Source organism: Bacteroidota bacterium (assembly GCA_018816945.1).
Classification (GTDB): domain Bacteria; phylum Bacteroidota; class Bacteroidia; order Bacteroidales.
Genome location: JAHIVC010000073.1, coordinates 62,832 through 87,218, shown reverse-complemented (window position 1 = coordinate 87,218; position 24,387 = coordinate 62,832). Strand labels below are relative to the sequence as shown.

The 24,387-nt window shown below is 35.7% G+C and carries 18 protein-coding genes, 2 tRNA genes and 1 pseudogene; 15 read left to right on the top strand and 6 right to left on the bottom strand.

Annotated elements, in window-relative coordinates; genetic code table 11:
• Positions 1–162 precede the first annotated feature (162 nt).
• Both KKG99_11790 and KKG99_11785 read left to right on the top strand, forming a co-directional pair.
• A complete protein-coding gene (locus KKG99_11790; GenBank protein MBU1013678.1) occupies positions 163–951 on the top strand; it encodes a 5'-nucleotidase, lipoprotein e(P4) family in 789 nt (262 codons plus the stop codon).
• Between the two features lie 102 nt (positions 952–1,053).
• Positions 1,054–1,419 (top strand): four helix bundle protein, encoded by a 366-nt coding sequence (locus KKG99_11785; protein ID MBU1013677.1) that lies wholly within the window; start codon positions 1,054–1,056, stop codon positions 1,417–1,419.
• A 30-nt stretch (positions 1,420–1,449) separates the two neighbouring features.
• Here KKG99_11785 and sppA read toward each other — a convergent pair whose 3' ends face one another.
• The gene (gene sppA, locus KKG99_11780) at positions 1,450–3,216 is read right to left on the bottom strand and encodes a signal peptide peptidase SppA (protein MBU1013676.1); all 1,767 of its coding nucleotides are present in this window, start codon (positions 3,214–3,216) and stop codon (positions 1,450–1,452) included.
• A 217-nt stretch (positions 3,217–3,433) separates the two neighbouring features.
• Between sppA and KKG99_11775 the strand changes: the two genes are divergently transcribed.
• Complete coding sequence (locus tag KKG99_11775; protein ID MBU1013675.1) at positions 3,434–4,150, top strand: glucosaminidase domain-containing protein; 717 nt, start codon at positions 3,434–3,436, stop codon at positions 4,148–4,150.
• Between the two features lie 63 nt (positions 4,151–4,213).
• A pseudogene (gene folK, locus KKG99_11770) lies at positions 4,214–5,374 on the top strand (2-amino-4-hydroxy-6-hydroxymethyldihydropteridine diphosphokinase).
• Positions 5,375–5,422: 48 nt separating this feature from the next.
• Here folK and KKG99_11765 read toward each other — a convergent pair.
• Entirely contained in the window at positions 5,423–7,225 is a 1,803-nt protein-coding gene (locus KKG99_11765) for a tetratricopeptide repeat protein (protein MBU1013674.1), read from the bottom strand.
• Positions 7,226–7,389: 164 nt separating this feature from the next.
• Complete coding sequence (locus KKG99_11760; GenBank protein MBU1013673.1) at positions 7,390–7,938, bottom strand: RNA methyltransferase; 549 nt, start codon at positions 7,936–7,938, stop codon at positions 7,390–7,392.
• 255 nt (positions 7,939–8,193) lie between these two features.
• On the opposite strand from KKG99_11760, the gene mutS reads away from it, so the two are divergent.
• From mutS to KKG99_11705, 11 genes are all read left to right on the top strand, one after another.
• Positions 8,194–10,782 (top strand): DNA mismatch repair protein MutS, encoded by a 2,589-nt coding sequence (gene mutS / locus KKG99_11755; protein ID MBU1013672.1) that lies wholly within the window; start codon positions 8,194–8,196, stop codon positions 10,780–10,782.
• An 81-nt stretch (positions 10,783–10,863) separates the two neighbouring features.
• Positions 10,864–10,936 (top strand) — tRNA-Gly (locus KKG99_11750).
• Between the two features lie 210 nt (positions 10,937–11,146).
• Positions 11,147–11,231, top strand: a tRNA-Leu gene (locus KKG99_11745).
• 1,107 nt (positions 11,232–12,338) lie between these two features.
• Positions 12,339–13,034 carry a fibrobacter succinogenes major paralogous domain-containing protein gene (locus tag KKG99_11740; GenBank protein ID MBU1013671.1) on the top strand — a complete coding sequence of 232 codons (696 nt, stop codon included), beginning with the start codon at positions 12,339–12,341 and terminating at the stop codon, positions 13,032–13,034.
• A 564-nt stretch (positions 13,035–13,598) separates the two neighbouring features.
• A complete protein-coding gene (locus tag KKG99_11735; protein MBU1013670.1) occupies positions 13,599–15,245 on the top strand; it encodes a DUF885 domain-containing protein in 1,647 nt (548 codons plus the stop codon).
• Positions 15,246–15,345: 100 nt separating this feature from the next.
• A complete protein-coding gene (locus tag KKG99_11730; protein MBU1013669.1) occupies positions 15,346–16,221 on the top strand; it encodes an alpha/beta hydrolase in 876 nt (291 codons plus the stop codon).
• A gap of 206 nt (positions 16,222–16,427) precedes the next feature.
• Positions 16,428–16,835: a DUF2141 domain-containing protein gene (locus tag KKG99_11725; protein MBU1013668.1), complete on the top strand. Its 408-nt coding sequence runs from the start codon at positions 16,428–16,430 to the stop codon at positions 16,833–16,835.
• A 24-nt stretch (positions 16,836–16,859) separates the two neighbouring features.
• Entirely contained in the window at positions 16,860–17,324 is a 465-nt protein-coding gene (locus KKG99_11720; protein ID MBU1013667.1) for a nuclear transport factor 2 family protein, read from the top strand.
• Between the two features lie 66 nt (positions 17,325–17,390).
• Entirely contained in the window at positions 17,391–18,071 is a 681-nt protein-coding gene (locus KKG99_11715) for a PorT family protein (protein ID MBU1013666.1), read from the top strand.
• Between the two features lie 84 nt (positions 18,072–18,155).
• Entirely contained in the window at positions 18,156–19,118 is a 963-nt protein-coding gene (locus KKG99_11710) for an SDR family NAD(P)-dependent oxidoreductase (protein MBU1013665.1), read from the top strand.
• Between the two features lie 42 nt (positions 19,119–19,160).
• A complete protein-coding gene (locus KKG99_11705) occupies positions 19,161–20,765 on the top strand; it encodes an NAD(P)/FAD-dependent oxidoreductase (GenBank protein MBU1013664.1) in 1,605 nt (534 codons plus the stop codon).
• 433 nt (positions 20,766–21,198) lie between these two features.
• Here the strand turns inward: KKG99_11705 and KKG99_11700 are convergent, their stop codons facing one another.
• From KKG99_11700 to KKG99_11690, 3 genes are all read right to left on the bottom strand, one after another.
• The gene (locus KKG99_11700) at positions 21,199–21,978 is read right to left on the bottom strand and encodes a nucleotidyl transferase AbiEii/AbiGii toxin family protein (protein MBU1013663.1); all 780 of its coding nucleotides are present in this window, start codon (positions 21,976–21,978) and stop codon (positions 21,199–21,201) included.
• Positions 21,971–22,582, bottom strand: a complete 612-nt coding sequence (locus KKG99_11695) for a hypothetical protein (GenBank protein ID MBU1013662.1) — start codon at positions 22,580–22,582, stop codon at positions 21,971–21,973. The genes KKG99_11700 and KKG99_11695 overlap by 8 nt, the downstream gene beginning before the upstream one ends.
• A 314-nt stretch (positions 22,583–22,896) precedes the next feature.
• Positions 22,897–24,096, bottom strand: a complete 1,200-nt coding sequence (locus tag KKG99_11690; GenBank protein ID MBU1013661.1) for an Fmu (Sun) domain-containing protein — start codon at positions 24,094–24,096, stop codon at positions 22,897–22,899.
• Positions 24,097–24,387: the final 291 nt, after the last annotated feature.

Here is a 24,387-nt window from a genome sequence, read left to right as displayed (position 1 = left end):
GCGATTAATTTGTATATTTATAGCCGTCCCGAAATTTCGGGGCGGCTTTTTATTAAATAAAATTTGAAGTAAAAGAAACCCCCTTTAGTCCCCCTATTAATAGTGGTCCAGCTCGAACGAAGTGAGCGGGGGGGTATGAACACAATTAAAATCAAAGCAGTTATGAAAACGATAAAACTTATCACCCTAACGATTTTGTTCAGCTTGTTTGTAGCCTGCAACATGGTTCCTGAAAAGCAACCTGTTAATAATGATTCCCTATTAATGGCCACCATTTATCAGCAAAAATCAGCGGAAGTTGAAGCACTTTGTTATCAGGCATACAATATTGCTGAGTTAAGGTTAAACCAAATTTTAGAGAATAATACTTATAAGAAACCATTGGCCGTTGTTGTAGATGTGGATGAAACCGTATTGGATAACAGCCCTTTTGAAGCAAAATCGATCCTGGAAAACAGTGATTACCCGACTTATTGGAAAGAGTGGATAGAATTGTCCAATGCAAAAGCCTTATCCGGCGCAGTTGAGTTTTTGAATTATGCTTCGTCGAAAGGTGTGGAAACATTTTATATTACCAACCGAAAAGTGGAATTTCATGATGCCACGATGAAAAACCTTAAGGATAAAGGTTTTCCTCATGTTGATGAAGCTCATATCTTGCTCAGGTCAACTGAATCAAATAAAGAAGCACGCCGGCAAAAGGTTATGGAAACCCATGATATTGTTATTTTAATGGGAGATAACCTGAATGATTTTACCGATTTGTTTGAAGCAAATTCAATTGCCGAAAGACATCAAAATGTGATCGACCTAAAAGATGAATTTGGAAAAAAATTCATCATACTTCCAAATGCCATGTATGGAGCGTGGATTGATGCACTAATGAATTATGAAAATTTGCCTAAGGAAGAGAAGTTAAGGAAGTTGAAGGAAGGGCTTGAAGGATTTTAAGGATTTTCAATTGTCGATTTTCGATTGTCAATATTCGATTTTCAATTGAAAACGACAAAGTTCAGATTTGGACAAATTAGACTATTTGGTATTAAAGAGAAAATTGATGCCATGAGAATTGAGATTGAAAATCGCTTAATAAATCTTTCTGTTTCTATAATTAATCTTTGTAGAAATCTAAATCAGGAGTTTGTTTCAGAACACCTATCTGCGCAAATTATCAGATCATCAACTAGCTCTGCGTTAAATTATGGTGAGGCGCAAGGGGCTGAATCCAGAAAAGATTTTGCGCATAAAGTAAGCATTGTATTAAAAGAATTAAGGGAAACTCAAATAAGTTTAAAAATTATCAAACAGGCGCAACTAAATAAAAAGGCCAAATTTAATGATGATTTAATAAAAGAATGCGGAGAATTGATTGCCATTTTTCACAAGACAATAATTACAACCCGAACAAAAAAGCCATAAATCGAACATTGACAATTGACAATCTGCAATTTATTCTACCTTTATTTCAAACGGCAAAATCGCCTGCAACCCTTTGCTGTTTTTTAAAGCTTTTAAATGCTTGATAAAACCATAATCATTGCCCAATTCTCTTTCAATGGCAGATACTTGAACGTCACCTGTAATTTGTTTCATTATAGTCACCAGAAAATCTTCCTGAACCGGAAGTTCCTGAATACGAAAATCCGGAAGATCGGCCAACTCTTTTGCCAATTCTATTGCCTCTGTAAGTCCTCCAAATTGATCAATTAATCCAAGTTCTATGGCATCTTCACCACTCCAAATTCTACCCTGGCCTATGCTGTCCACAAATTCTTTTCTTAAATTTCTTCCATCTGCTACATGTGCTATAAAGGTATCATAAGTATTTTCAATCATTGAGGTTACAATCTCCCTTTCAAATGGAGTGAGTTTTCTAGTTGCACTGATATAACCTGAATTCTTATTAGTACCTACATTATCTATGGTAATGCCCAGTTTATCATTTAACAATCCCTGGATATTAGGGAAGATACCAAACACCCCTATTGATCCTGTTAAACATGAACGATTGGCCATAATCCTGGTGGCATTGCAAGTGGCCCAATATCCACCTGATGCCGACAAATCTCCATAAGACGCAACCAAGGGTTTAGACGCGGCTGCCAGTTCTATTTCTCTTCTTATGATTTCAGAAGCCAATACATCACCTCCGCCGGAATTAATGCGAAAGACGATTGCTTTAACAGATTTGTCAGTTCTGGCTTGTCGTATTGCCCTTGAAACTTTTTGAGCTCCCACAACCTGGTCATCACCTTCCATATTTATTATGGTGCCGCTTGCGTAAACTACCGCAATTTTATTTCGACTTAGCGTACGACCTAAGGTTGGGCTGTTATTATAACTGTACAAACTGAGTGATTCGATTTTTTGATCTTCTGTCAAATTTAGTTTCTCACGCAGCTGCGCCAACACTTCATCTTTGTACAGTAATTTGTCGACAAACTTATATTTCAAAGCATCTTCCGGTTGCCTGATTTTAAGTTCATCCGCGATTGCATTTAGCTCTTCAACACTAATATTTCTGCTTTTTGAGATGGAGGATAACATTAAATTCCATACATCATCCAGATATTTTTTGGTTTGTTCTTTGCTTTCTGAACTCATCTTCTGTTCGGAATAGGGCTCAATGGCACTCTTGAATTTTCCATGTCGCACAATCTGAGCTTCTACTGAAAGCTTATCAAACAAACCTTTATAAAACATCACCTCAGCATTCAATCCTTTAAACAACATCATTCCTTTCGGATTAAGATAAATTTCATCTGCTACAGTAGCCATATAGTAAGCAGTTTGAGAAAATATTTCCCCATAACAAACAATAAATTTTCCGGATTCCTTAAATTTTTCCAGAGCCGTTCTGATTTCTTCAATGGTTGAAATACCAGCAGGAATATAACTTAACTCTAAATAGATCCCTTTGATTTTATCGTCGTTTTTGGCTTTATCTATCGCTTTTAAAATATCATTCAACCCAAGGGAGTTGGTGGGTGCAAAAGAAAATAAACTGGACGTTGAAAACGGATTATTTGAAGTTCGTTCAAAGATGGTTTGGTTAAGTTTTATCTGTAATAAGGTGTTATCCTTAACTGTTACCACTTCTTTTTCGGCAAAAGCAAGCAAGGAGCTAATGAGTCCGAGTGTCAGAAAGAAAAGAATTAAAGAAGCAATAAAGAAGCCCAACATTGAGGCAAACATAAATTTGAAAAATTGTTTCATAGTAGTATTGTTTTTGAGATGGTATTTGAAATAACCTATAAAATAAATGATCGAACACTCAATGACAGATCCTATTTCCTATCTGTAAAAGTATGAAAAAATGAATTAGGCAGGGTATTAACACAATAATGTGAATAACAAAAATTTGAGCAAATAATACATAATCGTTTTGATATGATATTTGTATGAACATTAGGATTGTTTCATGCTGTAAATTATGAAAATCGTATCAAAAAAAGCTGGATTGCTAATACTGATTCTTCTTATTCAGCAAATCAGTTTGGTATTCACCTATTCAGCCGAAAAATCCAGTTTAATTATTGAGAGAAATGTGTTCAGCTCCCTTCCGTTATTTGTAGCTACAAATGTTCATGGAATCAGAGTTTATGAACTTAACACCTATTTTCAGGATGATATTGAAAGATGGAAAGTGCGTACCTCAAATCTTCCTGCCAAAATCATGACAGAAGGAAAACGATCAGAAAAGTTTCTTGCATATTTCTTAACTAAAAATAATAAGAAGATAGATAATCGACAAGCCTTAAGTTTAGCCCAAATTTACATTGAAGAAGCCAAAATGGAAGGTGTAAATCACGATATTGCATTCACTCAGATGTGCCATGAAACAGGTTTTTTGAAATACACGGGCAGTGTTAGGCCAGATCAGAATAATTTTTGTGGTTTGGGTGCTACCAATGAATTTGAAAGAGGTGACGAGTTTAGTTCCGTGCGTATTGGAATTCGGGCACATATCCAGCATTTAAAAGCCTATGCCGACCAAAAAGAGATTATGACTGAGTTGGTAGATACCCGTTTCAAGTTTATTAAAAGGGGTTCGGCTCAAACTGTGCAGGAGCTAACTGGTAAGTGGGCCCAGGACACTCAGTATAATTTTAAAATTGACCGACTTTTAAAAGATTTGTATTCACTTTAGGACACGTTTTTGCTCCTCATACCCATGTATTTTTATTAGTTTTGCTACCTAAAGTTAATCACCATGCCAAAAGCCATTATTTCGTTGGGTAGTAATTTAGGAAATCGAACTTTACGGTTGAGTACGGCAATTTCAAAAATGCAACATGAAATAGGTGACATTCTGATTAAGTCTTCCATATTTGAGTCCGAATCATGGGGTTTTAAATCAGAAAATACTTTTTTGAATCAGGTGCTGAGTTTTCAAACGGAATTAATGCCTGAAGAAATACTGAAAATAATTCTCAAAATTGAAAACGATTTAGGCCGGATTCGAGTTTCAGGTGCCTATGAGTCAAGAACAATTGATCTGGATATTTTGTTTTTTGATGATAAAATAATTAATAAAGAAGCATTACAAATACCCCATCCAAGAATTCAGGAGCGAAAATTTATCTTAATCCCTCTCAATGAAATCTTGCCGGATTTCGTTCATCCTATCTCAAAAAAATCAATTCACAAATTGTTGGATGAATGTCAGGATAAATTGTGGGTAAAAAAGTTTATACGTTAGCCGTAGGGATTCATTTATCTCTTATTTTTGTTATAGATGAGATATAATTATGTTGTCATTGAAGGAACGATAGGGGCCGGGAAAACTTCCCTGGCAACCCGAATTTCCGAGCAATATAATGCCCGACTGATTTTAGAACAGTTCGAGGATAATTCATTTTTGCCAAAATTTTATCTGGAGCCTGATAAATATGCGTTCCCGTTGGAAATGTCATTTTTAGCCTCTCGATTTCAGCAATTGAAGGATCAGTTATCAACGCAGGATTTGTTTAAGCCATTCACCATCTCCGATTACTTTATCAATAAATCCCTCATATTTGCAGGCAAAACCCTGCAAAGGGATGAATTGGCTTTATATTCAAGGTTCTTCAATATCATCAATGCATCCTTACCCAAACCTGATTTGTTGGTTTACTTATATCTGGATGTTGTGAATCTGAAAAAAAATATAATAAAACGAGGTAGATCGTACGAGTTGGAGATTGAAAACAATTATTTGGAAAAAATACAAACGGGGTATTTTGAATATATCAGGCAACAGCGGGATATGCGGATTTTAATTATCGACACCAACCACATCGATTTTGTAGAGAATGAATGTGATTATAATAAAATCCTGGAAATCATCAACCGTGAACACAAAAAAGGGATTCACCGATTTACATTAGAATAAAAAAGCGCCCTGAATTTTCAGGGCGCTTTTTTATTTATTGTTTAGGTACTAGTTTACGAGAGCCTTAAATGCTTCTGAATTTCTGTAATTCTGAAATTCACGGTCGTACATCGCCTGAGCTTTAAGTGCAGGGTTTAGGTCAAAAGCTTTCTTTAAATATTCCAAAACTTTGTTTGTATCATTGGTTCTGGCTCCAATTACAGCAATAAGGTAAGCTGCCTGACATGGAAGATCTTTTGTGCATTTTAAAGTTGCTTCAGCTTTTTGATAGTCTTCTGCAAGTAATTGAGCTAAACCTGCATTATAGTCACATGCATGTCCATCTAAAAGTTCAGCAGCTTTTTTGTAATCACCTTTAACAATTTCCATTACACCAAGGTTGTAATTGTCAACATCAACTCCTTGTTCTTTTGCTTTTGCAAAATATTCAGCAGCTTTTGTGAAATCACCTTGATATACAGCTAAGGCACCAAGGTTGGCATTAACGGTTCCTTGATCGGGATACATTTCATGTGCACTGTTCAATAATTCACCGGCTTTTGCATAATTTCCTTTTTGCATATAGATTATAGCGGCATTATTTTTAGAGATCCAGCATTTAGGGAATTTCTCGATAACTACTTCATAAATACCCAATTTTTGATCTTCTTCAGCATTTGCAGCTGCATATAAAAGTTCTTTTAATTCCAATGAACCTGGATCGTTCAGTGCAGTTTCAGAAACTTCACTTTGACTTTTGTATGGTTCAATATAATTGATTGCTAAATCAGTTCTTCTGAGAGGAGCTAAAATTTCACGTACACCGGCATATTTGTACATTGCACTTCTCAATGCCTGGTCCTTCGCAGTTTCGGTTGCGGCATTGTTAATAGATTCGGCAATTACCTTTTTATCTTTAAGGTTAGATGCTTCGAGTGCATTTAAAAAACCATCCCAGTCAGAACCTCTGAAACTAAATAAATACTCTAAATCTTGTGATGGATTGGAAAAGCTAAAATTGCCACCTTCTTTTAATAATTGATCAAGTTTTTTGATTACTTCGGCATAAATAACATTAGCTCTGTTTTCAGACAGTTTATCATTCACGGCGATTCCTTCCGGAGATGCCCAACCATCAATACTAATCGTTTTGATTTTCCATCCTTCTTTTGCAAAGTCAGTTAGTTGATGGAATTTCGCTTCAGTATTTGCATTTCTATTTAGAGGCAAGTTCCAATTGACATCAAATTTGTTAACAGCAAAGTATACTACAGCATTTTTTGGGCTGATAACTTCTTTAGGTTCATATCCAAGATCGGCAGCTATCGTATAAGCCATCTTTTTAAGAAGCCTTTCGGAAGTATAGATTACGCCTTTAGCTGTATAAACTTCGCATAGCTGATAAGAATATGGGTTGTCCATAATTTCATCAATCGATGCGATGGTCCCATCTTTACCTGAATAAACGGTAGCTATAATATATAACTCCGACCAATTAAATTTAGGATCATACTTTATATTATCAGTATAAGTATATGACCCACCTTCTTTGTGATTGATTGTAATGCCATCACCTGTGACATTTTCACCTTTAAGGGTAAGGGGTTTTAACAGTGTAGTTCCATCTTTGTACCTGAGTTCAGGTTGCACATACATGGCAGCGCTTTTAGCAAAATATCCGCCCGGTATAACTATTTCAAATGAAACTTCTACCATTCCACCCTTTTCGGCAAATGTTGGTACTGTTGCTATAATATCAATTCTGTTAGATTGACGCCACATTCTGGCATTTTGTCCATAAAATAAAACAGGGCTCAAAACCATAAACAAAGCAAGCAATGTTTTTAAAATAGATAGATAAATTTTTTTCATAATGATGTATGTTAATTAATTGGTTGATTTCAGAGATTTAATACAAATATAAATTTTTTTATGGCACATTCCCAATTTATTGTGTCAATTTTTATATGTATGGATTCGAAATACATTTAAAGGAACGATATAGTGTTACCTTTATAAATTGTCAATAATGCGATTTAGGCTTGATTTCTTGGATTGAAATGAAGTTTATTAAACAGATTGTAAATAACAATTCCGGCGCAAACCGAGATGTTTAATGAGTGTTTCGTGCCAAATTGGGGCAGTTCGATGCAACCATGGATGTCGTTTAAAATAGAATCGGATACTCCTTTGATCTCATTCCCAAAAATCACCGCAATTTTATCTGAAGCGTCAATTTTAAGATCTTCAAGCAAAATACTATCATCGGCTTGTTCAATGGCATAGATCGTAAATCCTTGGTTTTTCAACAAAATAACCGATTCAGTAATATCTTTGAAATAAACCCAATCAACCGACTCTGTTGCTCCTAAGGCAGTTTTCTGGATTTCGCGATGAGGAGGCGTAGCAGTAATGCCGCACAAATGAATTTGCTGAACTAGATAAGCATCCGAAGTACGAAACACAGAACCAATATTCATCAAGCTTCGGATATCATCCAAAACAACAATGAGGGGAATTTTATTGCTTGTTTTAAATTCTTCAATGCTTAGCCGATTTAATTCACTGCTTAAAACTTTACGCATTTGATTGATTTTAGAAGAAGTAAAATTACAAGTAAATTTTAATAAAGGGATTAACTAATCAAAAATCAATTTTAACTTTCCTCTGAAGATTTTAAATTTTGGACATTATTTACAAATTCAAAATCTTCAGAGGGAACTCTCATGAATTATTTTCATAAGTTTGTGAATATTATTATGAATATAATTTATGTTCGTTTGTTTTAACAAGAGTAAAACATTTTGACAGATAAAAAAGAAATAGCGGAAACTCCATTAATGAAGCAATACAATGCCATTAAAGCAAAGTATCCGGATGCTTTATTGCTTTTCAGGGTTGGTGATTTTTATGAAACATTTGGAGAAGATGCCATCAAGGCTGCTGCTATTTTGGGCATTGTTTTGACCAGACGTGCCAATGGAAAGGCGACTTATATTGAGCTTGCAGGTTTTCCACACCACTCCATCGATACCTATTTACCCAAGCTGGTCAGGGCGGGCCACAGAGTTGCGATTTGTGATCAGTTGGAAGATCCTAAATTGACCAAAACAATTGTGAAGCGTGGTGTTACGGAATTAGTAACCCCGGGTGTTTCATACAATGATAAGATTCTGGAACGTAATGAAAATAATTTTCTGGCAAGCTTACATTTAGATGCGAAGAATTCCGGAATCTCATTTCTGGATATTTCGACCGGTGAATTTTTGGTAGCGCAAGGATCATATGAGTACATGGATAAATTGCTTCAAAGTTTCAAACCCAGTGAAGTCATCATCCAAAGAAATAAACGGGAGAAGTTTACAGAGTTGTTCGGCGATAAATTTTATATCAATACGTTTGATGATTGGGTATTTACCCTCGATTTTTCATATGAACTTTTAAGAGGGCATTTTGGGACAAATTCGTTAAAGGGATTCGGAATTGAGGATTTGAAAAATGCAGTCATAGCAGCCGGTGCAGCCATGCATTATCTGGCGGAAACCCATCACGATAAGGTTGGCCATATCAGCAAAGTATCGCGTATTGAAGAAGAAAAGTTCGTATGGCTCGATAAGTTTACCATTCGGAATTTAGAGTTGTTTTTTTCGCCTTATGACGGAGCAGCAACTTTGATTGATGTATTGGATCAGACCTTGACACCCATGGGCTCTCGGATGCTTAAACGTTGGCTTGCGCTTCCGCTTAAAGATAAACACCCGATCGAAGAGCGTTATGAAATTGTAGGATTTTTGATCAAGGATAAAGAATTTAGTCAGCAATTATCTATTCACCTGAAAGCAATTAATGATCTGGAGCGGTTGATTTCAAAAGTGGCGGTGGCAAAAATACATCCCAGAGAATTACTGCAACTTAAAAATGCTTTATCCGCAGTACATGAAGTGAAGGACCTTTGTTTTAAGCAGGAGCTAAAATCATTGCAAGTATTATCAGATCAATTAAATCCTTGTAAAATAATTCGGGAACGTATAGAAAGTGAGATTAATCCTGAGTGCCCGGCTTTGCTTAGCAAGGGCCATGTGATTGCTGACGGGATTTCTGAAGAACTGGATAAACTCAGAAATCTTGCATTTTCGGGTAAAGATTATCTGGCTAAAATTCAGGAACGTGAATTACAAAAAACCGGAATTTCATCATTAAAAATTGGCTTTAATAATGTTTTCGGGTATTATCTGGAAGTTACCAATGCCCATAAAGATAAAGTACCGCCAGAGTGGAACAGGAAACAAACGCTGACAGGTTCTGAACGTTATATCACAGAAGAATTAAAAGAATATGAAGAAAAAATTTTAGGGGCCGAGGGGAAAATTGCCGAACTTGAACATCAGCTATATACCGAATTGGTTTCTTCCCTGATTGATTATATTCAACCCATTCAGCTTGATGCAGCTGTAATCGCAAAATTGGATTGCTTACTTTCATTTGCAAATATTGCCGAGGCCAATCATTATGTTCGTCCTGAAATTAATGATTCATATATTCTGGATATTAAAGATGGACGTCATCCTGTTATCGAAAAACAATTGCCCATTGGTGAAGAGTACATTGCAAATGATGTTTATCTGGACAATGAATCGCAACAAATCATTATCCTCACCGGACCTAATATGTCGGGCAAATCGGCTTTACTTCGCCAAACCGCTTTAATTGTTTTGATGGCTCAGATGGGAAGTTTTGTTCCTGCCGGCAAAGCAAAACTGGGATTGATCGACAAGTTATTTACGCGGGTCGGTGCTTCCGATAATATCTCCTCGGGTGAATCTACTTTCATGGTAGAGATGAATGAAACCGCGAGCATTCTGAATAATATTTCGAACAGAAGCTTGATACTGCTGGACGAAATCGGTCGTGGAACCAGTACTTATGATGGCATTTCGATCGCATGGGCCATTGCCGAATATTTGCACGAGCATCCACTTTTTAAAGCAAAAATCTTATTTGCAACCCATTATCATGAGCTGAACGAAATGGCCAAAAGTTTTAAACGCATAAAAAACTTTCATATTTCGATCAAAGAAATAGGAAATCAGGTATTGTTTATTCGAAAAATGAAAGAGGGTGGAAGTGAACATAGTTTTGGGATACATGTGGCACGAATGGCGGGGATGCCTGCTGCAGTGCTTGAAAGAGCCGATCAGCTTTTGGAGCAATTGGAGAAATCGCACTCAAATGATGTTTTAAGTCAAAAGACAAGGAAAATAAAAGGAAAGTCGAAAACATCCGATGATTTTCAGTTGAGTTTCATACAACTTGACGATCCATTATTGTATCAAATCAAGGATGATATTTTAAAAACAAATATCAATACCTTGACTCCTGTAGAAGCCTTGATGAAACTGAATGAAATAAAGAAATTACTGGGAGAATAGCAGGGGAGTGGACGGAAAAAATCCGATAAAAAATATTGCAATTTATCAAAATTGTTTATATTTGCACTCCGTTTAAAAAACGCGAAAGTAGCTCAGCTGGTAGAGCACGACCTTGCCAAGGTCGGGGTCGCGGGTTCGAATCCCGTCTTTCGCTCAGGAGTCCCGATGCGATCGGGATTTTCTTTGAAAGTTTGCCAGGTGGTGGAATTTGCCAAAAAACAAAAAATCCCTGTCTGCCAACAGGCAGGTTGGATTTTGTAGTTTTTTGAGCATCCCGAGAATAAAAGCATCGTTTTTATGAATCGGGAGGTGGACAGAAGGCAATAAATACGTTCAAAAAGGTATTGATTAATTGAAATCAATCGCCCAGGTGGTGGAATTGGTAGACACGTTGGACTTAAAATCCAATGAGCATTGCGCTCGTGCGGGTTCAAGTCCCGCCCCGGGTACCCAGAGAGACAGGAGGTCATTTTTGACTTCCTGTTTTTTTTGTGACCTCCCCAAACCCTTACTAATACTCATAATCAGTTGAACTGGTTCGGTGAAATTACTGGTTGCATCTTTTCCATTCTCAAAAACGATTTTTTCAGAAAAGATGCAACCAAGTAACCTCTTTTTGGTCGCACCATCGGACTTCCTGTAATATTCCACTAGGTTTTCCAGCATAGGAAGCTCGTTCTTAATATATGTTTTGAATGGCAAGATCCTTGTTATCAGTGATTAATTCACCCAATTTCTCTCTTTTGCTCATAATATATTTCGATTAAGTTGTATGCAATTGAAAATCAATTACATTTAGTAGATATTGATAGTTTTCAGTCGCTATGAGATTTTCGCATAATAAAGGTAAGTTTGTAAACTCTAACAAACCTTACACAATTACTTAAAAAAATTACATAAATCACACATATTTAAACATATAGCAATATCTTACAATAGTACTATGTTGTGTTTTGGAGTGTGACCTTGATACTAAGGTACTTTTGCTATTTTTATTGAAAAGCAAATCGGTATTATTATGGCTTACCCGAACTTCGGCCATTTAGAATTAGAGTTTGACATGCTCTTTTTAAATCAAAAATCACACTTAACAGGTTGCAACTTTTGATTGTTGGGGGTACGTTGTTAGCCGTAAATAGTTAGTATCTAATTGTTTACGATTTTTTATTTTAGTCAGCCATTAGTCAACCAGTTCAAACAACGTTCATTTCTCTCTGTATTTCAACTATTTGTTTCTTGTCCAATTCGGTCAAACGCTATCTGACTTAATATATCTAGTGAACTTGTTAATCTTATATTATTTAAATAGAGCGTTTAATTTGAAAATATAACGTTTATTTTATTGTTCTTTACGTTTGAATAATTAATTCACTCAACCCTAGTTGATTACCTATCTTTATCGTTCAAATACATACACAAATGCTAGCAATTATTAAGGCGTTACAATTACTAGATACTAGAGTCTGATAGATTGGGTATTACCTGTATCCAATCTTTACTTTTTATTTAAATTCATTATCTTTGGATTAATATAAACGTATTTAGAATAATTCATTATGAAAAAAAACAGTAATATTTTGATTTATTCATTAATATTAATGGGACTAACAGTAATGCTTACAAATGGTTGTAAGAAAGACGATGACCCAATAGGAGAAACAGGGACAGTAACCGACATTGACGGCAACACCTACAATACAGTAACAATTGGCTCCCAAACATGGATGGTCGAAAACCTAAAAACCACCAAATACAACGATGGTACCGATATTCCAAACGTTACCGATTTCATAACATGGTCTGGGCTTTCGACTCCCGGTTATTGTTGGTACGAAAATAATATTGACAACAAGGCCACTTATGGGGCATTGTACAACTGGTACACCGTAAATACTGGAAAACTGGCTCCCACTGGTTGGCATGTACCTACAGATGCCGAATGGTTACAACTAACAGATTATTTAGGAGGCGAATTGGATGCGGGAGATAAATTAAAAGAAATAGGCAATACACATTGGAGAACCGCAAATGAGACTGCCACCAACGAAACAGGCTTTACAGCCCTTCCGGGTGGAAACCGTGATGCTGGTGGTATATCAGGCAATATTGGCAACTTCGGTTTCTGGTGGAGTGCTAACGAATACAGTGCCAATTATGCCTGGATACGCAGCATGGGCTTCAATCTTAGTAATGTATACAGAGCATACGAATATAAGGAGGTGGGGTTGTCTGTTCGTTGTATTAAGAATTAGACTATCTGTCTATTTGATAATTTGACTATTTAAAAAATACTGCCAAAAGTAGACTTAACTGGAGCTACTCTTTGAGATCGTTTCCAATAAATTTAAAAATTAGGTTAGAGGTCAAAGTACTTTTTAAAAAAATATTACATAAATGGTTGCAACTTTTGACCGCCTGCCTGCCGCAGGCAGGTTGGGGGTACCCAGAGAGACGAGAGGTCATTTTTTGACTTCTCGTTTTTTTTGTGACCTCCCCAAACCCTTACTAGTCAAAAATTATAAAAACATTGAACTTAAGCGGACATGTGTTGTAGTTTTTGAATTTACAACCAAAACTTACATGTATTGTACAGTTCCCGGACATATTGTGAGTTAACAAGTGATAGTTTGATTCAGTATTTGTTTTAATTCTGAATTGTGTAATATTTAGTAAGGCTGGTGTATCTATCGTCTTCTTTCTCTTGTCACCCTATTATTATGCGCTTAAATCGGATGTCATATTCCTTAATAGTAATTTTCATGCGCACTTTGAGTAAATACAATTTTTGTTATATTAGTTTCATTAAATATTAGACCATGAAGCGCACTCCTTTATTATTTGTCATTCTTGTATCATCCTTTTTGATTAGCTGCCAATCAGTTGATAATAACTCTCCTCAAAACACGGGTTTATCATACGAGAAATTAACAGACTTATTTCTCGAATGGCGTGAATTTGAAAGTCCGCCATTAAAGGATGGGGCACCCGATTACACCATGCAGGGCTTTTCAGAAAGGAAGGCTGAATTTGAAACATTGCAAAACAAACTGATGCAATTTGATACAACCCAATGGACCATTGAACAAAAGGTAGATTGGTATATTATATGGGCAGAAATGAACGGTTATGATTTTAATACACGGGTTTTGCGACCCTGGGAAAGGGATCCGGCTTTTTACAAATCCGTCTGGACAGAGCGCAGTGATGTGCCGGCACATGAGGGGCCTACTCATCATGCTCTAACTGAATTGTGGACCTATAATTTCCCTTTATCTGCCAAAGAAAGAATTAGGTTAATAGAAGATCTGAAGATCATTCCACCATTGAATGAGCAGGCTATGATCAATTTGAAAGCAGGTAATGCTAAGGAATTGTTTAAGGTAGGTATAAGAGATATTGAAACTCAATCAAACGATCTTAAAAGTATATTTGAGAAGCCCGGTGTTATGGATGATGAAGAGCTGAAGTCGACCATCCAAAAAGCCATACGATCAACAGATGCCTTTGTTGATTGGCTTAATAAAGAAGCTGATTTGAAAAACGGACCCTCAGGTATCGGAAAGGAAAATTATACTTGGTATTTAGAAAATGTCCATTTAGTACCCATGAGCTGGGAGGATGAGGTTATGTTAATGAAAACAGAACTTGCCAGGGCATGGAGTTTTCTAAAGCTTGAAGAGCACCGTAACAGAGCGCTGGAAGAAATAGTTTCTGCCGAAAGTCCGATGGAATATGATGCATTGGCAGAGCGATCGGTTCAAAGCATGATGAGGTTTCTTAAGGATGAAGATATCCTTACCATCGAAGACTATTTTGAACCGGTTTTCAGGGCGCATATGGGGCAATTCTATCCTAAAGAAAAGAGACATTTTTTCTGGATCACAGCACACCATGACCCCCGCCCATTGTATTCACACTTTTACCATTGGCTGGAGTTGGCACGCATGGACAGAAATCCTCACTCAAATATCATACGCAGAGGGGCTTTACTCTATAATATTTTTGATTCCAGAAACGAAGGTATTGCAACCGGGGTAGAGGAGATGTTCATGCAAGCCGGATTTTATAATGATTCCCCGCGTACGCGTGAGATAGTATACATTCTTATTGCTCAAAGGGCAGCACGGGCCTTAGGTTCTCTGTATGCTCAGGCTAATGAAATGACTATGGCTAAAGCCGGCAGTATCCACTCAGATTATACGCCCCGTGGCTGGATGAAAACAGTTAAGGAATTCCAGGTGTTTGAACAACATCTTTATATGCGCCAACCGGGCTATGGCACCAGCTACATAAGTGGTAAATATTTGCTAGAAGATGCTATGAAAGATTATGCTAAGAAACTTGAATCAGAAGGTAAAGAATTTCAATTACGTGATTTTTTTGATCGTCTGAATAGCATGGGATGTATTCCAATGTCTTTATGCCATTGGGAGTTAGTTGGAGATAACAAGCATATGAAATAATATTTTTACCTTTTGAGAATAATGGATCAATTCCTATAATGACTCACAGATTATATGAATTGATTTCCCGAATAGATTGGCAGTAAATAAAACCTTATACATGAATGTACCTGCTGAATTACTTCATTTCATACTAAAGCTATTTAACGCAAAAAAGATGGTTACGGGAGTACTACTGAAACCGGCAAGGTCAAATGGATTTAAATATCCAAAAAGGTTAAGAAGGAAATTTTTAACTGATCATTTCCTAGTAAAAAATCGAGATGTAGTAACTTTTAAGCCCAAGGACGAGTCTGTTAGTGGACATATTGTCTTCCTCCATGGAGGAGCGTATACCGTTGAAGCACAATCAGGTCATTGGAGATTTATGGAACACTTAGTTCAAAAATCCTCGTTTAAGTTGAGTTTTATTGATTATCCGCTTACCCCGGAATATAATTACAAAGAGTCACATGAAATGGTATTTCAGGCATATATCAAATTAAATGAATTTTATCCAAATGACAATTTCTATTTTGTTGGAGACTCTGCAGGTGGTGGATTTTGTTTGTCTTTCGCACAAACGCTTCGCAATAAAAGTTTTATAAAAATGCCTGTAAAGATTGTTCTTCTTTCTCCCTGGGTAGACATATCATTGAGTAATCCCAAAATATTGGAATTAGAAAAGAAGGATTTACTACTTGACCCAAAGTCGTTGATAATCTGTTCGTATAATTTTGCAGGTGATTTAGATTTAAAGGATCCAATAGTTTCTCCACTATATGGAGATATGGGGAATCTAAACAATATTGGAATATTTGTAGGTACGCACGAAATACTTCTTCCTGATTGTCGAAGGCTGAAAATTAAGATTGAAGAATCTAATACTGCATTGTTGTACAAAGAATATGAAGCTATGCAGCATGATTGGATGATTTTTCCGATAATTGAACGTACTATATTATTAAATGATGTAGTCAACTATTTAATGGATTAGTAATTCAACTGCTATCAATATTTTATCTAAGCTATTTGAGATTGTTAGGCCTTTGTGACAAAACGATAACTAATATACCACAAGAGTTTCCTCAATAAACAACCCATATACTGAAACTAATAGAACTATATTAAGAATTTTATTTTTTAAAAAAATATTTAATATCTTTAATAAATATTAATATCCATTTAAAGGATTGTTTAATTATGCTAACAAGACTATTACTTATTATTCTATCAATCATATCCATTTCATTTCAAGAAAATATTACTTTAAATATTGAAATTAATAATCTAAAAAACAGCAAAGGAAAAGTCTTACTTGAATTGCAAGATGAAAACAAGAACACAATAAAAGGAATTTCACAAGAAATTGTAAACAATCGCTGCATTATTTCAATAGAAGGTTTAAGCCCTGCTAAATATGTTTTCAAATATTTTCATGATGAGAACGACAATAAGGAAATAGACATCAATTGGATTGGAATTCCCAAAGAAGGTTTTGGATTCTCAAATAACGCAAAAGTAAACTTTGGTCCATCACAGCATAAAATGATATTCGAGTTAAATAAAGACACGACAATGGTTTGTAATCCTCAATATTTGAAGAAGTAGGTGTCTTAATAAATAAATGATAAAATGGGATCAGTAGAACAAGATATTATAGACAAAAAAATTACATGCATTGAGACTATAAGAGAATTATGGTCTCAAACCTATAATACTGAAGGTAAACCTGACTGGTCGCACATACTTCCTTTCTATGATGAAAATATTTATTTCAGAGATTCAATACAAGAACTGCATGGAATGAATGATTTCAAAGCCATGACTGAACGTCTGGCAACCCGATCAAAAGATCTTAAGATGAAAATTGTGAAAGCCGTTATGCAAAAAGGTGTGGTATTCATCGAATGGGAAATGACTATAGGATTCAAAAAATACCCCAATTCAATAATGTACGGCTCCAGCCGATTGACAATTAATGATGATGGTAAGATTACAGAACAAAGAGATTATTATGATTTATGGGGAGATATTTTTGATAATATTCCTCGGTTTGGAAAAGCTTACAGAAGGTTTATGAGGAAAAAATTTGGCTAAATAACCATTATTAAAATAATAAACATTTTTTTAAAATTAATATGAACTGAACTAAAATAAGCTATTATGAAAAAATCTCTCTTTGCATTATTTATTCTTTTTATTTTATTATCTAAATTTTCAACTGCCCAAACTGGTCTAGAATTCGGATTTAAAGCTGGTATGAATATTGCCACACAGTATGGGATCAATCAACCAAATATTCCTTATGATGTTGACTCCGACGCAAGATATGGATTTACCACTGGAATTATTCTTAGCTTTCCAATTACAGATGTATTTAGTGTACAACAGGAATTTCTTTATACAGCTAAGGGCTCACGGCAACAAGTTACAATGACCCAACCCCCAATAAGTACCTATTCAGAATACAATATAAATTATTTTGAACTCCCAATTATTTTTCGTTACAACTTTGTAAACATTGGCAATGCTAAAATATTCGGAAGCAGTGGATTTGCTCTTTCCATGTTACTCAGCGGAAAATACAGCGTAGATGGAGTTATAGATATGGGCCAGGTTCAGGTGCCTTTTTCTGAGTCTGGAAATACTGATGGATTAGACACCTTTGACTATAGTTTTATTTATGGGTTAGGTATGGAGTTTAACCTATTTAATCAAAAATGTTTTTTCGATTATCGTCAAACTATTGGATGGAATACATTAATGATGCCATCTTCAGAAGGAGGCGAACCTGTGCCGTTACGCAATCAGACTTATACTTTTGCATTGGGTATATTTCTTTAATTGTTCACGATTAGGCAAAAAATGCCTTTTGGAACACCGAATTTTATAGAGGCAAGCTACACATTTAATCTTAGGATTAATTTTATGACGAAGAACAAAAAATTCTGGAAATACTTTAAAGAGTATCAGTGGTCTAATGTGTATGCGATGATAAAAAACAATCGTTTAGCCCCTAAAATTTGCACAGAGGATTTTTTGGGTAAACTTGTTGTAATAACCGGTGCCACATCGGGTATAGGGAAAGTAACAGCCCAAAAATATGCTGCTCATGGTGCAAACCTGCTATGTATAAATCGAAATAAAGAGAAATCAGAGACTTTACATCGGGAAACTGAAAAAAAATTTGGGGTTAAATGTGATTACAAGATTGCGGATTTGAGCAAACTGGAAGATATTCATCGGGTTGCAAATGAACTGTTAGAACTTGAAACTCCGATTGATGTCATCATTCATAATGCAGGGGTTTATCTTACAAAAAGAGAGCTGACTTCTGATGGGCTTGAAAAGGTATTTGTCGTTCACCATCTTTCATCATTTATTATCAATTATGTGTTGATGAAAAAGCTCAAAGCTCAGGAAAATGCCAGAATCATCCTAGTTAATTCTGAAGGACACAGGTTTGCTGCCTGGGGACTAAAAATAGATGATCTTAACTGGGACAGAAGATCATATTCTGGGCTGAAGAGTTATGGCTCAGCTAAATTAGCCCAATTATTATCCATGCTAATTTTTAAGGAGCATACCAAAGATTCTGGATTAATCATAAATGCGATGCATCCCGGAGCTGTCAAAACTGAGACTGGGCAGGATAATGGTCCCATTTACCGATGGTTTAAACGAAATTTTTTCGACAAAGCATTAAAATCGGCTGATATTTCTGCTGAAGCTCTTTATTATCTTGGTGTTTCAAAAGACCTTGAAAACATAAGTGGTAAATTTTTCAACTTAACGACTGAAGAAGAGCCTGCACCGCCGGCGTTAGATTATGAAGTAGCAAAAGAACTTTGGGTAAAAAGCCTGGAACTGAGCAAAATTAATATTGATTAATTTAACAACGTTCTCAACTTAATTAAATTTTAAAAATCAAAAATGAGTATACAGAAATACGATAGCATCGTGGTTGGTGGTGGCATTGCAGGATTAACTTCTGCAGTATATCTGGCGCGTGCCGGGCAAAAAGTTTTGCTTATTGAAAAAAATAAAGAACTAGGTGGCTTAGTAAATACTTTTCAACGAAATGGTTTTAAATTTGAAGCTGGCGTGAGAGCGTTGGAAGACGCAGGTATAATTTTCACAATGTTGAAAGATTTGGATATTGAACTTGAGGTGGTGAAAAGTCCGGTTTCAATTGGTATTGAAAACGAAGTACTAAACATCAAAGATTTAAATAGTTTACACGAATACAAAAACCTGCTCATAAAATTATTTCCGGAAAATGAAGCTGAGATCATAAAGCTTTTAAAAGTTATTCGAAAAATAATGAAACACATGGATGTTTTGTATGGAGTTGAAAACCCAGCTTTTAAAGACTTGAAACGTGATAAAGCCTACCTTTTTAGACAGCTCCTACCATGGTTGCCCAAGTTTATTTTTACGGTTGGAAAAATAAACCGAATGAATATGCCAATTGAGGGCTACCTTAAAACAATTATAACAAATCCTTCACTTATTGATGTTATTTCTCAGCATTTCTTTAAGAATACACCTACTTTTTTTGCTCTTAGTTATTTTTCCTTGTATCTCGATTATTTCTATCCGGTTGGGGGAGTGGGACAACTGGCTAAAGCTCTTGAAAATAAAATAAGAGAATGTAATGGTGAAATAATAACAGAAAACAAAGTTATTGAAATACTTGCCGATGAGTGCACTGTAAATGTTGAGAATGGGGAGGCATATGGATACGAAAGTCTTATTTGGGCAGCAGATATCAAAACACTTTATGGTATTACGAATACGGCAGGATTGCCTCTTAAAATTATAGATGATTTTTCAAAGCTGAAATCTCAAATGCAGAAAACACGTGGTGGAGATTCGGTCTTTAGTTTATATCTGGAATTAGATGAACCTTTGGAGAGTTTCAGAAAGATTGCCCATGGACATTTTTTCTATACGCCATCAAAATTGGGATTAGGAGAAACACATTGGGGTGAACTAAGTAATTTGATTGAAAATTGGAAAAATATAACAAGAGAAGAGCTCATGTTATGGTTAGACAAATTTACCAAGCTTAATACCTATGAAATATCTATTCCAGGATTAAAAGACCCCAATTTAGTACCTCCCGGGAAGACCGGTATGATTATCAGTTTCCTTGCAGAGTATAATTTGTTTGAGAGGGTAGAAAAAAATGGCTGGTATAAGGAATTTAAAACGGAACTGGAAAATCGCATGATTAATGTTCTTACAGATTCAATTTATCCAATGCTAAAACAAAAAGTTATTGGGCAATTTTCATTTTCCCCATTAAGCATAAAAAACAGGGTGGGTAGTTCTGAAGGTGCCATCACAGGTTGGTCGTTTGAAAACCCCATTCCAGTTGTACATAAAATGCAATTCTCCGACCGTTCAGTATTGACTCCAATACCTTCAATCTTTCAAGCCGGACAATGGGTGTTTAGTCCTGCAGGTGTGCCTATGTCAATTTTGACAGGGAAGTTAGCTGCAGACAGAATTTTAAAGAATTTCAGAAATTAATTTTTGTCTGAATCTTTCAAAACCTTGAGGGTTTTAAGTAAATAATGAATTTTAATTGTGAAGGCACTGATTGCAACTTTGCTCTTTTTGAGTGAGGGTTTTTTTGTTGAATGATTTTCGATGTAGGATGTTCTGGTGTTTACGTGTTAATGTGTTTGGGTGTTAACGTGTATAAGTTTTTTCGTGTTTAAGTGTTATCGTGTTAATGTGTTTAAGTTTTTACGTGTTAATGTGATTAACCAATTTCTTATTTCACCAATCTACCATTCCACCATTCCACCATTCTACCAATCCGCCAATTCACCAATCCACAGGTTTACTAACCAATGATCAAGTAGCTATGTTGAAAGGATTCTGTGTAATTACTGGTTAATTGAGCTTCATTTTTTTCAAAACAGGCATTTTACTGATAAGTTTTGCAAAGTCAAAAATATTAAATGAAAACACTTTCAAAGTATTTTTCAAAAGCCAGGACTTTTTTTTCATCGGTCGGATTAAAAAGAAAGGGTTTTACATCATCTGCCATTTCTTTCATATTTAGTTGTTTAAGTTTATGGCTTATTTTATCCTTTAGGTCGGATGCAGTTGAAATATTTAGTTTTTGTTTTAAGTACCCGTAATCCGGCTTAATATTTTTGCCCAATAAAAATACGATGTCAAAAAAATCACGTCCTTTATTTCGCGGCCTGTTGATGACTGCATAAAGTTTTTGTGCCAATAAAATTTCAGGGGGTGTAATGGCTATTTGTGTAAACACATCAAATTTGTTAATAATCTTCCTCTCGGGATTGAATTCGTAATGCTGGTTTTCTGTGTCTAGCCTTATCAAAATCCTTTCTTCACCATGTCCGGATAATCCTAATTTCATTAACATTTGTGGAAACCGGATATAACAGTGATATGCACCCTTAAATACATTACGAAGTTCAACTTCAAACCCTTCTAACTGCATTTTTTTGCTGATGTCCTGTGTAATGTTTTCAAAATCATTTTCTTTTAGGCCAGAATTATCAAAATCAAGGTCTTCTGAAAATCTGGTATTTTCATGCACGATTCTTAGGGCCGTTCCGCCCATAAAAACAAGTTTGGAAGCATGGGGACCATCATAAATAATTTCAAGTATTTTATATTGCAGGTATTCTCTGAGGATAAACCTTTCGAAACCCCATAAGTTTTCTGAATAATAGCTTTTTATGTTATCGAGGCTAAGCATTGAGATAGGTTTTAAAGAGTTTTACCCTCAGGTTCATTATTTTGGAACTGTAGATTGATAAGTAAGCATCAAGTTTGTCGAAATCAATTAGTTTCCTTGCTGCAGAACAATCTATTCTGAGGGATTTAAAATGTTCAATACTCTCAGGTTTTATAAGATAACAGTAATCGAGTATCATTTTTTCCGGTTCTGCCATTTTTATCGTTAAACCGTTTAGCTTTATTAGGCGATACCCAAAAAATAAAGCAGGCTTGGTATTTTTGTATTCGAAATTACCATAGGCAGTTTTAAATGAAGCTGTTTTTAGTGTGCTGATAGACGATTGAGTAAATACAGCTTCAGGGGTAAGGTTGTAATACGACAGTGCCGTGGTTAAAGACAAATAAGAAGGTTTGTAGATCTGATTGGCCATGTGCCAGAAAAAGTGTTCCCCTTCAGCTTGTTCTTTAAAACAATAGTATCCATTTCTGATTTTTATGATATAACCGGCTTTTTGCCAATCAACAAGACGTTTGCGATGGAAAGTGGGAGCAATTTTCCGGATATCACTATTATTGAATATTGTTTTATTTTTTAAGGCCTTTTTAAATTCCAGAAATTTCATTTATTTCTTTTTATTGTCAAATATAGCTACATTTAGAAATAAAAACAAATATTCGTTAGGTAAAGTATTTGGGCAAAAGCATCATTTGAGTCTATACTAAGGTGGCATTCCTGACTATACCGTCAGGCATGTTGCATTGTCGCAGCATTAATTCGAAATATGTACAATTTAATGTGTTTACATGCTATCGTGTTAATGTGTTTGGGTGCTAAGGTGTTTAAGTTTTTACGTGTTTAAGTGTTATCGTGTTAATGTGTTTACGTGTTAATGTGATTAACCAATTTCCTAATCCACCAATCTGCCAATCCACCAATTTACCAGTTTACCATTCCACCACTGCTACTTTTTTGCAAAAGCGCCGCAAACATCGTGTCTGATCTATGTTCATAACCTGCGAACATCTGAGATTCAATAAGCTTTAAACAATGTTGAGATGTCAAATGGCTGATGATTTCACTATTTTCTTGTTTATAAACCGAACAAGTGATGTAAAGTAAAAAAGCGCCGGGTTTCAATTTTGATTGAATATTGGATGTGATTTGTTTTTGTAAGGCGGCAAAATTCGTTATTTCATTCATCGAACATTGATGCAATCGTTCGGGAGTTCTGCTCCAGGTGCCACTACCGCTGCATGGCACGTCAGCTATGATCAAGTCAAATGAATCAAGATCTTCGATCATTTTTTGATCAGTCAGGTCTATATTCAGACAATTGTAATCCCGGATATTGGCCTGATGAAGTCTTGTTTTTAAATTGTGCAATATCGTTTCGCGATTGTCACTTACGGTAAGATTTATTGGACCCAACTTGTCGATAGCCAGGATAGATTTTCCGCCACTCGCTGCACAGCAATCCCAGACCTTGAGCTTGGCAATCGAAGAAGGGGTTAGATTCCTAACTCTGTCGAGCAGCTTGCCAACTCTTTGTGAAGCATAGTCCTGGATCACAACTTGTTTGTTGACATGCAGGTGTTCTTCAATTTTCGTTTTATTTGGCAGTACTAAGCAATCGGTATCAAGCTGTTGATAATTGAGCATCGCTTTGTCCAGTTTTTGTTTGACTTTTTCAGCTTCTCCCGGTCTGATGCGGAGAAACAAATCGGGTTGAACGAAATGAGATAAGCTAAACTTTATTTTCTCAATGGAATCCTCAGCAGCCTCAATATTTGGGAAAATGTTATTAAAATCTAAGCCAAATTTGCCACACTTCTCGTCCACCGAAAGTCCGATGTATTGGGTCCATTCAGGTTTTAATGTTTCTATAAACGCATCAGGTTCGGATGTGCAAAGAAGATGGCTTAGCAGTATTTTTTCGTTGAGGCTCATATCGTCAGCCAAAATTCTAAGTGCCCTAAAATAACAATAACACAAATGCCCGATTTGACGACGGTCGGTACTACCATATTTCTTTTGATCTGCAAAAAAACGCCTTAGTGCTTGCGCAAAAGGGACAGTTCCATCATAAGAAGACAATATGGCCACCGCTGAATTGAGATGTGAATGATGCCTGCTCATAATGAAAAAATTAAAAACATAGATCGTTTTATTTTAATGTGTGTCATTATGATGCTAACTCTTGATATAAATGACTAATCTACTAGCTACTGAGTACAAATGTAAGGGTCATTATGTAATATCCATGACATCTCATCCAAAGTTATGATTATTTTATGGATGGAGGATACGTTGCCCGTGCATACACCTTAGATTTTGCTCTAAAAAAGGTTTAATCAAAAGTATTCCTCGAAGCTCTGCTTCGAGGTAAGAATTTAGAATTCAGAAGAGGGATTAAAATATCAAAAAAAA

Excerpts from the sequence above, each read along its gene's own strand:
- KKG99_11790 (MBU1013678.1), top strand. The coding sequence starts at position 163 with ATGAAAACGATAAAACTTATCACCCTAACGATTTTGTTCAGCTTGTTT.
- sppA (MBU1013676.1), bottom strand. The coding sequence starts at position 3,216 with ATGAAACAATTTTTCAAATTTATGTTTGCCTCAATGTTGGGCTTCTTT.
- KKG99_11775 (MBU1013675.1), top strand. The coding sequence starts at position 3,434 with ATGAAAATCGTATCAAAAAAAGCTGGATTGCTAATACTGATTCTTCTT.
- KKG99_11765 (MBU1013674.1), bottom strand. The coding sequence starts at position 7,225 with ATGAAAAAAATTTATCTATCTATTTTAAAAACATTGCTTGCTTTGTTT.
- KKG99_11760 (MBU1013673.1), bottom strand. The coding sequence starts at position 7,938 with ATGCGTAAAGTTTTAAGCAGTGAATTAAATCGGCTAAGCATTGAAGAA.
- mutS (MBU1013672.1), top strand. The coding sequence starts at position 8,194 with ATGAAGCAATACAATGCCATTAAAGCAAAGTATCCGGATGCTTTATTG.
- KKG99_11740 (MBU1013671.1), top strand. The coding sequence starts at position 12,339 with ATGAAAAAAAACAGTAATATTTTGATTTATTCATTAATATTAATGGGA.
- KKG99_11735 (MBU1013670.1), top strand. The coding sequence starts at position 13,599 with ATGAAGCGCACTCCTTTATTATTTGTCATTCTTGTATCATCCTTTTTG.
- KKG99_11730 (MBU1013669.1), top strand. The coding sequence starts at position 15,346 with ATGAATGTACCTGCTGAATTACTTCATTTCATACTAAAGCTATTTAAC.
- KKG99_11725 (MBU1013668.1), top strand. The coding sequence starts at position 16,428 with ATGCTAACAAGACTATTACTTATTATTCTATCAATCATATCCATTTCA.
- KKG99_11720 (MBU1013667.1), top strand. The coding sequence starts at position 16,860 with ATGGGATCAGTAGAACAAGATATTATAGACAAAAAAATTACATGCATT.
- KKG99_11715 (MBU1013666.1), top strand. The coding sequence starts at position 17,391 with ATGAAAAAATCTCTCTTTGCATTATTTATTCTTTTTATTTTATTATCT.
- KKG99_11710 (MBU1013665.1), top strand. The coding sequence starts at position 18,156 with ATGACGAAGAACAAAAAATTCTGGAAATACTTTAAAGAGTATCAGTGG.
- KKG99_11705 (MBU1013664.1), top strand. The coding sequence starts at position 19,161 with ATGAGTATACAGAAATACGATAGCATCGTGGTTGGTGGTGGCATTGCA.
- KKG99_11700 (MBU1013663.1), bottom strand. The coding sequence starts at position 21,978 with ATGCTTAGCCTCGATAACATAAAAAGCTATTATTCAGAAAACTTATGG.
- KKG99_11695 (MBU1013662.1), bottom strand. The coding sequence starts at position 22,582 with ATGAAATTTCTGGAATTTAAAAAGGCCTTAAAAAATAAAACAATATTC.
- KKG99_11690 (MBU1013661.1), bottom strand. The coding sequence starts at position 24,096 with ATGAGCAGGCATCATTCACATCTCAATTCAGCGGTGGCCATATTGTCT.